This is a genomic window from Paenibacillus glycanilyticus (assembly GCF_030161375.1).
In the GTDB taxonomy this organism is placed as follows: Bacteria; Bacillota; Bacilli; order Paenibacillales; family Paenibacillaceae; genus Pristimantibacillus; species Pristimantibacillus glycanilyticus_B.
The window spans coordinates 104,290-118,840 of the sequence record NZ_BSSQ01000001.1 but is presented as its reverse complement, the minus strand read 5'-3'; the positions used below and the strand labels follow the sequence as shown (position 1 = coordinate 118,840).

Here is a 14,551-nt window from a genome sequence, read left to right as displayed (position 1 = left end):
GATAGAGGGAGGACAAGGTGCACATGTTTAAACAGCTTTTTGCGGTGGCGATGACCGTTCTATGCCTTACCGGCATTCTGGTGCCGGTTGGTTCGAATACCGCATTTGCGGCTGAGACCGTAGGACTTGAAACGACCAATGTGGCGTTAAATGCGGCAGTAACGGCTTCCGGCCAATGCAATGCGAACGAAAGCGCAAGTAATGCCGTGGACGGGAAGACCGATACCAAATGGTGCGACAATACATCCGCTCAGAAGAAATGGCTCGAGCTTGACCTTGGCAAGGAATATGTCATTAACGAATGGGTGCTGCAAAACGCGGCGATTAACGAATCCGGCAACAGCCCGTTCTGGAACACGAAAAACTTCAGACTGCAGACGAGTAACGACGGCGAGACATGGACCGATGTAGACGTGGTGACGAATAACGCGCAAACGATCGTTGACCGGTTTGTCACGCCGTTTGCAACGCGTTACCTACGTTTGTATATCGATAAGGCCGCATACGACAGCAACACGGTCCGGCTTTACGAGCTGGAAGTGTACGGCGTTGATGCCGGACAAGTACCGGGGGTTCCCGATACGAACCTGGCACCCATCGATTATGTAGATCCTTTCATTAATACGCTGGGCGACAACGGTCAGACGAATCCCGGCCCAACATTACCGTTTGGTCTCGTGTCTCTTGGCCCGGACAGCGATGGCGGAGCTTTCAGCGGCTATTATTACGAGAACAAATATTTGAAGGGCTTCTCGCATTTGCGGTTTAGCGGCGTAGGCTGCAGCGGCGCGGGCGGCAACATTCTGATGATGCCGGAAACGCGCGATTTCACGAAGAACGTTGCGGACTACAAGCAGAAGTACGATAAGAGCAGCGAACAAGCATCGGCTGGTTATTACGGCGTAACGCTGGCTTCCGGAATCGGCGTACAGCTGACTTCTTCGGATAACGTAGGCTTCCACAAATATACGTTCCCGGATAGCGCCAATACCGGATCCGTTCTGGTCGATCTTTCTAATTCCTATGCCGGCATGCTGGATGCAAGCCTGAAAGTAACGGGCAGCAACGAAATTACGGGCATGATCAAGTCGAAGAACGTATGCGGCAACGGTTATTACACGATTTATTATTCGATTCAATTCGATCATGATTTCGATTCCTACAGTTCTTGGCAAGGCGACGCCGTAGGCGCGGTTGCTGAACGTAACGGCTCGAACAGTGGTGCATGGCTGAACTTTAACACGGCAGGCGGCAAAACGATTCAAGCCAAGGTTGGCCTGTCCACGATCAGCGTGGAGCAAGCCCAAGCGGAACGCGGCGAGTACTCGGACTGGAATTTCGATGCCCGACACGAGGAAGCGAGAGCGGCTTGGAGCAACTTGCTGAACAAAGTTGAAATTACGGATGCGGACGAGCAAAACAAGCGCGTATTCTATACGCAGATGTACCATTCGTATTTGAGTCCGAAGAACGTTACCAGCTCGGCTGGCACGTTCAAAGCGGGTAGAGACGAGAATACAATTCGCCAAGCTTCCGAGCTAGGCGATGACTTCGAGTATTACAATGGCTGGACGACATGGGATGATTTCCGCAAATATGCGTTGTTCTCCCTCTTCGAGCCGCAGCGCTATAACAACATGGTGAAATCGCTGGTTGATCTGTACAGTACCCGCGGCACGTATACGCAATGGGGCGACGGTTATTGGCCAAGCCCGACGGTCCGCAACGAATTCAACGGACAAGTTATTCTTGATGCCTATGCGAAAGGCTTCCAGGATTTCGACGTATACAAGGCGTTGAAAGGAATGGCCGTTGACGCGGACAATTTCTCTACCTCAGACGGAGAGATCTCCGGCAAGCTGGAGAAGGCAAACAGCGCTTCGTTCCCGATGAAGCTGGCCGAGCTGATTGGAGATCAAGCTACTTTCGACAAGTACAAAGAGCTTGCGTTGTCCTACAAAAAGCTATGGAACAAGGATCAAGTGGATGAAAAAGGAACGCCAACCGGCTTCTTTACGCCAAATGGGATGACGGTAGGCACGGGCGATATTCAGGCCGTGGACCGTTATGCTTATCAAGGCAACTTGTGGCAATACCGTTGGTCTGCTCCGCAAGACATTAACGGACTTGCCGAGCTGATGGGCGGCAAGACGGAGATGGCGAAGCAGCTGAAGCATTTCTTCGAGATTGATGAATACATGGCGATTAACGAAGAAGATATTTCGGCGCCGTATTTGTTCAACTACTTGGGATATCCGTATTTGACGCAATATTATGCAAGAGAGTTCACGACGGAAGTCGTCACGCAGAAATACCATAATCACGGGGCTTACTCTTATCCGATCAAATCCCGCGTATATCGCGACGATCCGGAAGGTTATCTGCCTTCGATGGATGATGACGCTGGCGGCATGTCCTCCTGGTACGTGTTCAGCGCATTAGGCCTATTCCCGGGTAACCCGGGCGAAGCTTATTTCCTGATCGGCTCGCCGATCTTCTCGGAAGTGAAGCTGCATATGGGCAGCGGCAAGACGTTGACCATTAAGGCGAATGGCGTATCGAGCGAGAACCGGTTCATTCAATCGGCTACGCTTAATGGCCATAATTTCGATCAATCCTGGATCAAATACGAGGATTTGATGGCAGGCGGAACATTGGAATTCCAAATGGGCAACACGCCTAACTTCAGCTGGGGTGCCAAAGCAAGCGCGGCTCCTCCAACAACGGATTATGCGGCTGAAGTCGATAATAACTTGAGCCATCAACCGCTCATCGCCGAGAAATCGACGTGGAAATATTACGACAAAGGCCAAGCTGCGGGAGAGGGCTGGACGGAAGCGGGCTTCGACGATAGCGGCTGGAGCTCCGGCCAGGCGATGCTTGGATACGACAGTTACAACAAACCGGCTACCAAGGTCAGCTATGGGCCAAATGCAAACAACAAATACGTAACGACCTATTTCCGCAAAACGTTCGATGCGAAGGATATGGGCAGCATACTTGAGCTGGATGCAAGCCTCATCCGCGACGACGGCGCCGTTATTTACTTGAACGGCCATGAAGTATACCGCACCAATATGGCTTCCGGTTCCGTGGGTTACGGTACGTTTGCGAATGCAACCGTAGGGGACGAGCTGGATCGTAACGGATTTATCATTGATCCTTCTTATCTGGTTGAAGGCACTAATGTATTAACGGCCGAAGTGCATCAGGTTAATGCGACAAGCTCGGATATCGCATTTGAATTCAGCTTGGAGGCGGTTCGCAAGCTGACCGTTCCGGCTGCGCCAACTAATCCGGTTGTCGAAGATCAGTCGAATACATTTGGCTGGACTCCGGTGGACGGCATTGCGGATGCAACGGATTACGAGTTTAGTACGAACGGCGGCAAGTCTTGGACGCCAGCAAACGCTAATCCTCAGACGGTTGGTCCGCTCAACTATGCGCCGGGCTTGGTTCAAGTGAGAGTGGCAGCAAGCGTAGAAGATAGCCGTGCACCTGGTCTTGCGCTTTTATCTGATAAAGCGTACACCTCTGATGTGAAATGGGATGTCTATGACCTGAAAGCCGATATTCATCAGGATGGCAACATGGTCGTCGATGTTACCGGTACGCTTAAAGGCGATTATGCCGATTCGGCGGTTGTTGTGTTCCAACTGATGGACGGCAAAGAGCACGCATGGGTATCGACGGCGGTACCGGTTCAGACCGGCAGCTTCGATATCTCGCAAATCTATAACGTAGAGGCTAGCAAATACAAGGTGAACGTCTACCTTGTGAATGAGTTTAACGGGAATATTTACGAATCGCCGCTGTGGCTGGCCGATCCAATCGTGCAGCAATCCGAGCCGGGATCTCTTCCTGATCCGGAAGGCCCGGTCGTTGATGATCCGCTGCCGGAGCAGATTCCATTGCCGGATCCTAAACCGGAGGAGCCGGAAGAACCGGAAGTGCCGGAGGTACCGCAAGAACCGGGTAACGAATTGACCGTTCAATTCGAAGGCCGTTCAGAGATGACATCTGAGATGCATCCGGATGGAAAAGCAGGCCTGCAGACGGAAGCGGGCAACGGCGGAACGGTTGTTGCTCATACTTTTAACGGCGCATGGCTGGCCTATGATGTAAACTTTGGTTCAAAAGGGTTTAACAACGTAACGGTTCAATATGACGCGCCTACGGATAAAGTGCCTGCTGGCTCCAAGCTGGAGTTTAGGCTGGGCAGCGAGACCGGGGAACTTGTCGGTACGGTAAATCTAGACGACAAGAATGCCGGCTGGGGCAGCTACATCACAACAAGCGCGAAGCTGACCAAAACGCTGACCGGCATTCAGAAGTTGTATGTCGTCATGGTAGCGGGAACGCCAAATCCAAACAATCTGCCGTATATCGGCAACTTCGACTGGTTCAAGTTCGATAAGATCAGATCGGACTATGCGAGCCTCGAGCTGGAGACGTACGACGATTGGACTACGGAACTGAACCCTGGCAACAGCCAGCCGCTCGGAACCGAGCCGGGCAAAGGCAATGTAGGTCTGCAAGTGAAAAATACGTTTAACGGCGCGTGGCTGGCCTACAAACGGATGGACTTTGGCAGCGAGGGCGCAGATCAGTTCTCGATCGAGTACTCGGGCAACTCTACGAACACTTTCAACAACTCTGCCGTAGAGGTTCATCTCGGAAGCCCGACAGGTACGCTTGTTGGAACGTTAGCTACACCGCCAACAGCGGCTGCATGGGGAACGTATGACACGGTAATCGGCAGCTTGACTCAGAAGTTGACGGGCATCCAGGATATCTACCTGGTTCTTACCGGATCAGCAGCTGAAGGTGAGACAGGCAAGAGGTATATCGGCAACTTTGATCGTGCAGCCTTCTCCTTGAAGGTAGAAGAGCCTGAACAGCCGGAGCAGGAGCAATTGACCGTTCAATTCGAGGACAAGACGGAATGGAATACCGCACTTAACACGTTTAACAAGCAAGCCATGAAGATCGAGAACAATAATGGCGGCAAGACGGTTGGAAATACGTTTACCGGCGCATGGCTGGGCTTCAAGGATGTGGATTTTGGCAGCACGAAAGGGAAAAACAAGCTGTCGATCGTGTACGATTCACCAGACAATAGAGCTCCTGCGGATGTAAAAGCAGAGATTAGGTTAGGTAGCGCTGATGGAACAGTAGTCGGAACCATCTCGCTTCCTAATACAGGTAGCGCATGGGGACAATACAAAACAGCGACAGCGGATCTGAATACGACGGTCAAAGGCAAGCAGGATTTGTACATTGTCATGACGGGCAGTACGACTTCAAGCCTGCTGTACGTCGGCAACTTCGACAGCATGACCTTCGGTTACGAGCCGGTACGAAGCGATTACGCGAAGCTGGAGCTGGAATCGTACGATGCGTGGACAACGGCATTAAATCCAGCGAACAGTGATCCGCTTGGTACGGAAGCAGGCAAAGGCGGAGTTGGCAAGCAAGTAAAAAATACGTTTAATGGCGCATGGCTAGCCTACAAACGTATGGACTTCGGAACGGCTGGGGTGAATAACTTCTCCGTGGAGTATTCGGGTAATTCGTCCAACTGCTTTGCTAACTCTGCAATTGAAGTTCGTCTCGGCAGCCCAACAGGCACCTTGGTCGGAACAATCGCGACACCGCCAACGGCAGGCAGCTGGGGAACCTATAAAGTCGCTAGCGGCGACTTAACGCAGAAGCTGACAGGCATTCAAGATGTGTACCTGGTGCTAACAGGCTCTGCAGCAACTGGTGAAACCGGCAAGAAATACGTCGGCAACCTCGATAACGCGGCTTTTTCGTTAAAAGCATAGTGAAATTAGCAAGAGAAGCCCGCATCCTTGGAAGGATGCGGGCTTCTCTCTTTGTTGCTTATACTAGAAAAAACCGCTGTTTAAGACGGAACTTTACGAAGCCCGGCTTGATCAGCGGTTTTTATTAATTAACCATTCATTTGCGCTTCGCGTTGGCGGAGCTCGATCCGGCGGATTTTGCCGGAGTTGGTTTTGGGCAGCTCGCCGATGAATTCGATTTTGCGAGGATATTTGTATGGCGCCGTTACGGATTTAACGTGATCCTGCAGCTCTTTGACCAGCTCGGGTGAGCCGGTAACGCCGTCCTTCAGCACAATAAACGCCTTTACGATATGCCCGCGGATCTCATCCGGACTAGCAACGGCTGCACATTCCTTGACGGACGGATGGCGGAGCAACGCTTCTTCGACCTCGAACGGTCCAATCGTATAACCCGAGCTGATAATAATATCGTCGCCGCGGCCTTCGAACCACAGATAACCGTCCTCGTCCTTGCTTGCCCGGTCGCCGGTAATGAAGTAGGAGCCCACGATGCTGGCGCCTTTGCGGTCGGGATCTTTGTAATATGCTTTGAACAAGGCCGGCATATCGGTATGAACGGCGATGTTGCCCACTTCTCCCATCGGCTGAGGTCGGCCTTCTTCATCAATAACCTCAACGATCCCGGGAACGATGGATTTGCCCATGGCACCAATCTTGATTGGAGAATCCTTCAGATTGCCGATCAGGAGCGTATTTTCCGTCTGGCCGTAGCCGTCGCGGATGATAAAGCCGAATAGTTCCTCGAACTTCTTAATGACCGCTTGGTTCAGCGGCTCTCCGGCCGATACCGCGCTGCGGATCGACGACAAATCGTATTGCGCCAGACTATCGGTCTTCGCCATAATGCGGAATTCCGTCGGCGTGCAGCAGATCACCGCAATCTGGTTCTCCTGAATGAGCTGCAAATAACGCTCTGCGCTAAACGAACCGTTATAGATAAAGCCAGTAGCGCCGTTGCCAAGAACGGATAGGAATGGCGTCCAGATCCACTTCTGCCAGCCTGGCGCGGCTGTTGCCCAGACCAGATCAGAGCTTTCGATGCCAAGCCAAGCTGCCGTCATTCGCAGATGCGCGTATCCCCAGCCATGGCTATGAACGACGCCTTTTGGATTGCCGGTTGTCCCCGACGTATAGGAGAGCATCGCCATATCATCCCGGTGTGTTGGCTCGGCTTCGCGTTCTTCCGGCTGCCCTTCCATTAAGGAACGTAGGGGGACCCAGCCTGCGGCTTGTCCATTCTTGGCATCAATCCGGAACTGAAGCGCAGGTAGTTCTTCCGTAATACGGTCAACCTCAGCAGTACCTTCCGCCCATGCGATCACGGCACGAGCTTCGGAATGCTGGAGACGGTAGGACAAATCTTTGGCGCGAAGCATTTCGGAGGAAGGAATTATAACAAGTCCAAGCTTCAAGCAGGCTACGTAAATGATATAAGCTTCTATGGCTCTAGGAACCATGACGAGAACGCGGTCGCCTTTGGTTAGACCAAGCTCGCTTAAGCCGCCGGCTAGCTGATTCACTTTTTTCAGCAGCTCGCTATATGTAATTTGTGTCGTGTTGCCTTGATCGTCCAATAGGCGCAATGCGGGTTTTTCCGAGTTGTGGCTTTCTATCTCAGAGCTAATGTTGTATTGTTCCGGTGCGATCCATGGGTTGAAATTCATCGAGGCCTGCTCCTTTGTCGATTGCGATAATATAGAGTAATTAGCGACAGTATAGCACAGGTCGTGAACATGAAAAAGATGACTTCTGACCAAGCAGAAGTCATCTTTCGCTGCTACCTTAAGCTTCTTCGTCGTCGAGTTCTTCTTCGAACTCGGCTACGCTTTCTCTGCGGCGCTCGTTTTTCGCTTCGAGCTCGTTTTGCTGCGTGCCGCCCATCTCCGTGCTGAACTCATTCAAATACTGTTCAGTCTCTTGGATATTCTGCTGCGTATTCGCAACATGCTCCTGCAGATGTTCTGCGTTATCCGACCGATTGTCCGGCTTTGCCATACGGATACTTCCCCCTTATTCGCGTTGGTAGTCGGGCACCGGCTTAGCACCCAGAAGCTATTGTGGCCCAAGGGCTTACGATTTTATACCACTAAAATTTCGCGTCATCCGACTAAATTCGGTGTAAGGATGAGTATAAAAAACTTTTTGTCAGACGAATCCGGTTGGGACGGTTTAACGTACATGAAAACTATAAATAATGTTAGATATGGGGGGATGAACAATGTCTGTTATTGTGGAATGTCCGAACTGCGGACAAAAAAACGAAGTAGAAGCGGATAAGCTAAAGCTGGCCAAATGCGGGACATGTCACGAAAGTTTGGTCGGAGAGGACGTTATTCCGGCTACCATGTCGGACAGTGAGATTGCAACCAGCATAGAGTCGGCACCACCGGATAAGGTGGAGGAAGTGGACACCGATGCTTGGGCCGCCAAAATTGGCGATCACGAGGAGCAATTGAAATACGTCAACCAAGGCTTCTGGTCCAAGGTTAGAAAATATGCGGGCAAGGTGCCATTTTCGCATGAAGCAGTGTCTATGTACTATTGCGCGATGGACCCGAATACGCCAACCAAAGTAAAAGCGACGGCGATTGGCGCGCTTGCCTATTGGATTTTGCCGATTGATCTCGTCCCGGATATTTTCCCGGTGATCGGATACGGTGATGATGCTACGGCGATCTTTGTAGCCTATAAGGCTATCAGCTCCCATATTACGGATGAGCATCGCGACAAAGCCGAAGCTTTTTTTGCACGTTGACCGGCCTTTACCTGCAGGTATATGCTGACCATAGAGGAAGTCGGCTGCAAAGGCGGGGATAACGTGAGCGCGAATAGTTTCTATGATGCGAAGTGGCGAGAGTCCGGCGAATTCCGGCCGAAGATCGTCGCGTATTACTATAAGCAGTGGGAAGATTTCCACATGGGATTCCATCAGCATGACTGGGCGGAATTCATGTACGTGATCTCAGGCAATTGCACCGTGGAGACGGATAAAGATATCGTGGCGATGCGCAAAGGCGACTTGATCATGCTGGATGCTGGCGTACCGCATAGGCTCATCGTTGAGAGCGGCAGTCCGTGCCGGATGCTGAACGTGGAGTTTGGTTTCCAGCCCTGTGATGGTATCTATCCTTCGATGAGCCAGCTGGCCAATCATAATCCGATGTTTGCGAAGCTGCTGGAGCAGCGGCTCGATACGATTGTGCTGAGGGACTATGAGGATATTCAAGTGAATTTGAGAAATCTGGTCTTCGAGCTGGATCTGAATAGAGAAAGTGCCGAGCGAGGACGCGAGATGATGACCAATCTTCTCATGTCGCAGCTGCTGGTCCGCGTTGCGAGGCTTGTTGCCGTTGAGGCGAAAAATAGCGCGGAGCGCCAAATCCACCACTATGTGCGTCAAGCTACCGAATATATCCACCAGTATTACGATACTGCTATTCTGGCCAAAGATATTGCGGCTGCTGTGAATCTGCATCCCGTCTATCTTCAGCGGATCTTCAAATCGAATATGAACAAGACGATTAATGAATATTTGGTAGAGTTGCGGATCGAAAAAGCGAAGATGCTGCTCGCCCGGACGGATGTGCCGATTATTGAAGTGGCCGATCATATTGGGCTGAACAGCCGCCAGTATTTCAGCATGTTGTTCAAGAAAATGACGGGCATAACCCCTGCGGAATACCGCAATTCCAAGAAGACCATTACAAGCTGGAACGATTATGAAGTTGAAATAGTTGACAATAACTGACGCAAGCCGTTGCGAATGTGGAAACGCCTTCTTTTTCCGCCTGCTAGAATGAGGGTAATGAACGACAAAACCCCGATAGGCGAAGAGGAGGCGTTATTTGTGAGTTTTAAAGTGGCTTTCGTAGGAGCGGGAAGTATTGGATTTACACGCGGTTTGATGAGAGACTTGCTTGCGGTGCCGGAGTTCAAGGATATCCAGGTTGCTTTTACAGACATTAATGAACATAACCTCGACATGGTGACGCAGCTTGTGCAAAGAGACATAAACGAGAATGGCTTGTCTATCGAAATCCAAGCTACAACGAATCGCAGAGAGGCGCTAAAGGATGCGCTTTATGTCTTCTGCGTGGTGCGGATCGGCGGGCTTGAAGCGTTCCAATACGATATCGACATCCCGCTGAAATACGGTATAGACCAATGTGTTGGCGATACGCTTTGCGCAGGCGGCATTATGTACGGTCAACGCGGCATTGCCGAGATGCTCAACATCTGCAAGGACATCCGCGAGGTGGCGGAATCAAACGTGCTGCTCCTTAACTATGCGAACCCAATGGCGATGCTCACTTGGGCATGCAACAAATACGGCGGCGTTCGTACAATTGGCTTGTGCCATGGCGTACAAGGCGGGCATCACCAAATCGCGCGTGCGCTGGGTCGGGAGAAGAAGGAAGTCGACATCATCTGCGCGGGTATCAACCATCAGACTTGGTATATCTCCGTGAAGACGGATGGCGTAGATCGTACAGGTGATCTGTTGGAGGCGTTCGAATCGGTGCCGGAATTTGCTCAGACCGAAAAAGTCCGCATCGACATGTTGCGCCGCTTCGGCTACTATTCAACAGAGTCGAACGGACACCTTAGCGAATACGTGCCTTGGTACCGCAAACGCGCCGATGAGATCAAGGATTGGATCGATCTTGGCTCCTGGATCAACGGCGAGACCGGCGGCTACCTGCGCGTCTGTACTGAAGGCCGCAACTGGTTCGAGACGGACTTCCCGAACTGGATGAAGGCAGAGCCGTTCCAATATACGGCTGACAAGCGCGGCGAAGAGCATGGCTCTTACATTATTGAAGGCCTAGAGACAGGCCGTGTCTACCGCGGTCACTTCAATGTCGTGAACAACGGCATTATTACTAACCTGCCGGATGATGCGATCATCGAAGCGCCAGGTTATGTCGACCGCAACGGCATCAACATGCCGGTTGTTGGCGATCTGCCGCTTGGCCCTGCAGCCGTCTGCAACGTCAGCATCTCTGTCCAACGCATGGCCGTAGAAGCCGCCGTCCACGGCGACGACAAGCTGCTCCGCCAAGCGATGATGATGGATCCGCTCACCGGTGCGGTGTGCAACCCGAAAGAAATCTGGCAGATGGCTGACGAGATGCTTGTCGCGCAAGCGAAGTGGCTGCCGCAGTATACGGAAGCTATCGCTGCAGCGGAGGGGCGGTTGGCAAAAGGCGACTTGTTGCCAACGCGCGAGAACTATCAAGGCGCTGCGCGCCTGAAGACGAAGTCGGTCGAGGAGCTGAGCCAGGATCGCGAGGCGGCGACTCGCAACGCGATCGAGTCGGATAAGGCGAAGGAGCGGCCGGCTGCGGAGGTTTAACAATAATTTAGGGCTCGAGTAGAACAAATACTCGAGTCCTTTTTTGCTTGAAGTCAGACGTTTGACGCTCCCGCAAGCTCTACGTTAAGATAATCAAGCAATGCTGGAATTATAGTTCAATAGGAGTAGGAGGCACATGATGACTCAGGACCAACAAGAATTAGATCCGTATTCCAAACAATATGCCCGGAAGCTTGATGAACAAGATGAGTTGGCAGGCTACCGTGACGAATTTTACATTAATCCAAACGCCATTTATATGGACGGTAACTCGCTAGGCCTGCTCTCGAAACGTGCCGAACAATCCTTGCTCGACGTGCTTGGAGCATGGCGAACATTGGGCATCGATGGCTGGATGCAAGGTCAACATCCGTGGTACTACCTCGCGGAAAAGCTTGCAGCCATGAGCGCGCCGCTTGTTGGAGCTTCTGCCGATGAAGTAATTGTTACCGGTTCCACAACCGTGAACCTGCATCAGCTGGTGACGACATTCTACAAGCCTCAAGGTACTCGTACCAAGATTCTCGCCGACGAGTTGAATTTCCCTTCAGATATCTATGCGTTGCAAAGTCAGTTGAAGCTGCATGGCTACGATCCGGATGAGCATCTCATTCGAGTGGCCAGCCGAGATGGACGATTCCTGCAAGAAGAAGACATTATCGCCGCGATGACGGACGAGGTTGCGCTGATCGTGCTTCCGTCTGTGCTGTACCGGAGCGGTCAGCTACTGGATATGAAACGTCTGACGGCGGAGGCGCATGCGCGCGGCATTCTGATTGGCTTTGATGGATGCCATTCGGTTGGGTCCATTCCGCATTCGTTCAGCGAGTGGGATGTCGACTTTGCCTTCTGGTGCAATTATAAATATTTGAATAACGGACCGGGAGGGACAGCTAGCCTGTACGTCAATCGCAAGCATCACGGCACAACGCCTGGCTTAGCGGGATGGTTCGGTTCGCGTAAAGATAAACAGTTCGATATGGAGCATCAATTCCACCAAGCGGATACGGCTGGAGCGTTCCAGATCGGAACGCCGAATATTCTCAGCATGGCGCCGCTTATTGGATCGCTTGAATTGTTTGCCGAAGCAACGCTCGAGAAGCTTCGCCAGAAGTCGCTGCATATCACGCGTTATATGATGGAATTAATAGAGCATGAGCTGAGTGATATGGGCTTCACACTGGGCAATCCTACCGAGGATGAGCGTAGAGGCGGGCATGTGAGCCTTGAACATCAGGATGCGGCAAGAATCTGCAAAGCGCTCAAGGAGCTGCAACATATTGTGCCTGATTTCCGCGCACCGAATATTATTCGACTCGCGCCAGTTCCACTGTATTCGACTTACGGCGATGTATGGGAAACCGTGCAAAGGCTAAAGATCACTATGGTGGACAAACAATACGAGAAATTCGCCAATATGCGGGATGTCGTTGCATAAGATGGAGAAAGGAGCACCTCAATGACCTTGATCGATATTTCTCGCCCTCTAGATCAGAGGACGCCGACTTGGCCGGGAGACACGCCTTTTTCCTACGAAGTAAGCTGGTCCAAGGAGCAGAGCGGATCGGTGAACGTTGGCAAGCTGACGATGAGCATTCACACGGGGACGCATATCGATTCTCCGTTTCACTTCGACAATGATGGCCGCAAGGTGATGGATTTGGATCTGGAGTTATATGTCGGGCCGGCACGGTTGATCGATGTATCCGGCCTCTCGAGTATCGGTGCGGAAGATCTTGCCGCGTATGAGCTCGAAGGTGTGACTCGTCTGCTGCTTCGCACAAGCTCTTGGACGAATCCAGATGAGTTCCCTTCGGAGATACCTTTTTTAAGAGCGGATCTGGCTCCTTACCTGCATGCTCGAGGCATTCGGCTGATCGGAGTGGATGTTCCTTCCGTAGATCCGCTGGACAGCAAAGAACTTGCAGCACATCACGGCCTGCATGCCCACGACATTCATATTCTCGAAGGGCTCGCCCTTGATCACGTCGCTCCGGGAGATTACGAATTAATCGCGTTGCCGCTCCCGCTTGCAGAAGCGGATGGCAGCCCTGTACGAGCGGTGCTTCGACCATTTACATCATAGATAAGGAGCTTGTGAACACATGGCCGACACGCCGCAAAACAAAGAAGATCTCGTTTCTGATTTCTCGAAATCGATGTCCTACGGGGACTATCTTCATTTAGATCAGATTTTGACCAGTCAGCACAGACTATCCGACCACCACGATGAAATGTTGTTCATCATCATTCATCAAGCCAGCGAGTTATGGATGAAGCTGATCCTCCATGAGCTGAGAGCTGCTCGTGCTTCGATTCAGCAGAACAATTTGGAGCCTGCATTCAAAATGCTCGCGCGCGTCTCGGGCATTCAGAAACAGCTCATTCAATCTTGGGACGTCTTGTCTACGCTGACGCCAGCGGAATATATGCAATTCCGGCATAAGCTCGGCAATTCCTCCGGCTTCCAGTCGTATCAGAACCGGCAGATCGAATTCATGCTGGGCTTGAAAAATCCTAGAGTGCTTGCCGTTTACGAGCATCAGCCTGAATTACTCAAGCTCATGAGTGAAGCAATGAGTGAGCCGAGCATCTACGATGCGGCGATTGGCGCGCTTGCCGCTCGCGGTCTGACCATTGATCCAGAGTGCTTGCAGCGCGACTGGTCGCAGCCTTATGTAGAGAACGAAAGTGTCACGGAAGCTTGGCTAACGGTGTATCGCGACGTCGACCAATATTGGGATCTGTACGAGCTCGCCGAGAAACTCGTCGATATCGACAGCCGCCAGCAACAGTGGCGCTTCAACCATATGGGAACCGTGGAGCGGGTTATAGGCTTCAAGCGCGGTACCGGCGGTTCTTCAGGCGTGGATTATTTGAAGCATGTCGTCAGCCAGCGGTATTTTCCGGAGCTGTGGAGTTTGAGGACTGTGTTGTAGGGATTGAATAAGATAAGAAACCCGCCTTTGTGCAAAGGCGGGTTTTCGCGCGGGTATTGTAAAATTGCACAATAAAAAAAGGGCTGCCACATGGCGAGCCCTTTAAAATTTTTCAGACATTTTTTTCGCAAATTGCAGTGTTTTGTTATAAACAAATCTTTCCCATCTTGCTAGAACACTATTTCCATTCTCGCCGTTCGCAATTTGAGCGGCGTGACGTTTATGAAACTCTGCAACTCGCTCATTATGCTTGTTATGAGCTGTGTTGAGACGTTGATGGTGAAGGTGTGGTTTGGCGTTCATTGCTTATCCCTTCTTCCATTTTTGGTTATTGTAGCATGGACAGGTTACTGCAACAAGATAGTTTATCAAGCTAAAGTCAACTT

10 protein-coding genes are annotated in these 14,551 nt (G+C 51.5%); 7 read left to right on the top strand and 3 right to left on the bottom strand.

Annotated features, from left to right (window positions below; genetic code table 11):
* Window positions 1-23: 23 nt before the first annotated feature.
* On the top strand, window positions 24-5,828 hold the full coding sequence (locus QQK89_RS00440) for a glycoside hydrolase domain-containing protein (RefSeq protein WP_284236419.1): 5,805 nt from the start codon (window positions 24-26) through the stop codon (window positions 5,826-5,828).
* 128 nt (window positions 5,829-5,956) lie between these two features.
* On the opposite strand, the gene QQK89_RS00435 is transcribed toward QQK89_RS00440, so the two are convergent.
* Both QQK89_RS00435 and tlp read right to left on the bottom strand, forming a co-directional pair.
* Window positions 5,957-7,534, bottom strand: coding sequence for an acyl-CoA synthetase (locus QQK89_RS00435; protein ID WP_284236418.1), 1,578 nt, complete (start codon window positions 7,532-7,534; stop codon window positions 5,957-5,959).
* 118 nt (window positions 7,535-7,652) lie between these two features.
* The gene (gene tlp, locus QQK89_RS00430) at window positions 7,653-7,865 is read right to left on the bottom strand and encodes a small acid-soluble spore protein Tlp (RefSeq protein WP_284236417.1); all 213 of its coding nucleotides are present in this window, start codon (window positions 7,863-7,865) and stop codon (window positions 7,653-7,655) included.
* A 223-nt stretch (window positions 7,866-8,088) separates the two neighbouring features.
* Between tlp and QQK89_RS00425 the strand changes: the two genes are divergently transcribed.
* The 6 genes from QQK89_RS00425 to kynA all read left to right on the top strand — a co-directional run bounded on the left by QQK89_RS00425 (window position 8,089) and on the right by kynA (window position 14,165).
* Window positions 8,089-8,625, top strand: coding sequence for a DUF1232 domain-containing protein (locus QQK89_RS00425; protein WP_284236416.1), 537 nt, complete (start codon window positions 8,089-8,091; stop codon window positions 8,623-8,625).
* Between the two features lie 63 nt (window positions 8,626-8,688).
* Window positions 8,689-9,618, top strand: coding sequence for an AraC family transcriptional regulator (locus QQK89_RS00420; protein ID WP_284236415.1), 930 nt, complete (start codon window positions 8,689-8,691; stop codon window positions 9,616-9,618).
* Window positions 9,619-9,717: 99 nt separating this feature from the next.
* The gene (locus QQK89_RS00415) at window positions 9,718-11,226 is read left to right on the top strand and encodes an alpha-glucosidase/alpha-galactosidase (protein WP_284236414.1); all 1,509 of its coding nucleotides are present in this window, start codon (window positions 9,718-9,720) and stop codon (window positions 11,224-11,226) included.
* A gap of 136 nt (window positions 11,227-11,362) precedes the next feature.
* Entirely contained in the window at window positions 11,363-12,664 is a 1,302-nt protein-coding gene (gene kynU, locus QQK89_RS00410) for a kynureninase (RefSeq protein ID WP_284236413.1), read from the top strand.
* A gap of 21 nt (window positions 12,665-12,685) precedes the next feature.
* Complete coding sequence (gene kynB / locus QQK89_RS00405) at window positions 12,686-13,312, top strand: arylformamidase (protein WP_284236411.1); 627 nt, start codon at window positions 12,686-12,688, stop codon at window positions 13,310-13,312.
* 19 nt (window positions 13,313-13,331) lie between these two features.
* Window positions 13,332-14,165, top strand: coding sequence for a tryptophan 2,3-dioxygenase (kynA, locus tag QQK89_RS00400; RefSeq protein WP_284236410.1), 834 nt, complete (start codon window positions 13,332-13,334; stop codon window positions 14,163-14,165).
* A 102-nt stretch (window positions 14,166-14,267) separates the two neighbouring features.
* On the opposite strand, the gene QQK89_RS00395 is transcribed toward kynA, so the two are convergent.
* Complete coding sequence (locus tag QQK89_RS00395) at window positions 14,268-14,468, bottom strand: hypothetical protein (protein ID WP_284236409.1); 201 nt, start codon at window positions 14,466-14,468, stop codon at window positions 14,268-14,270.
* Window positions 14,469-14,551: the final 83 nt, after the last annotated feature.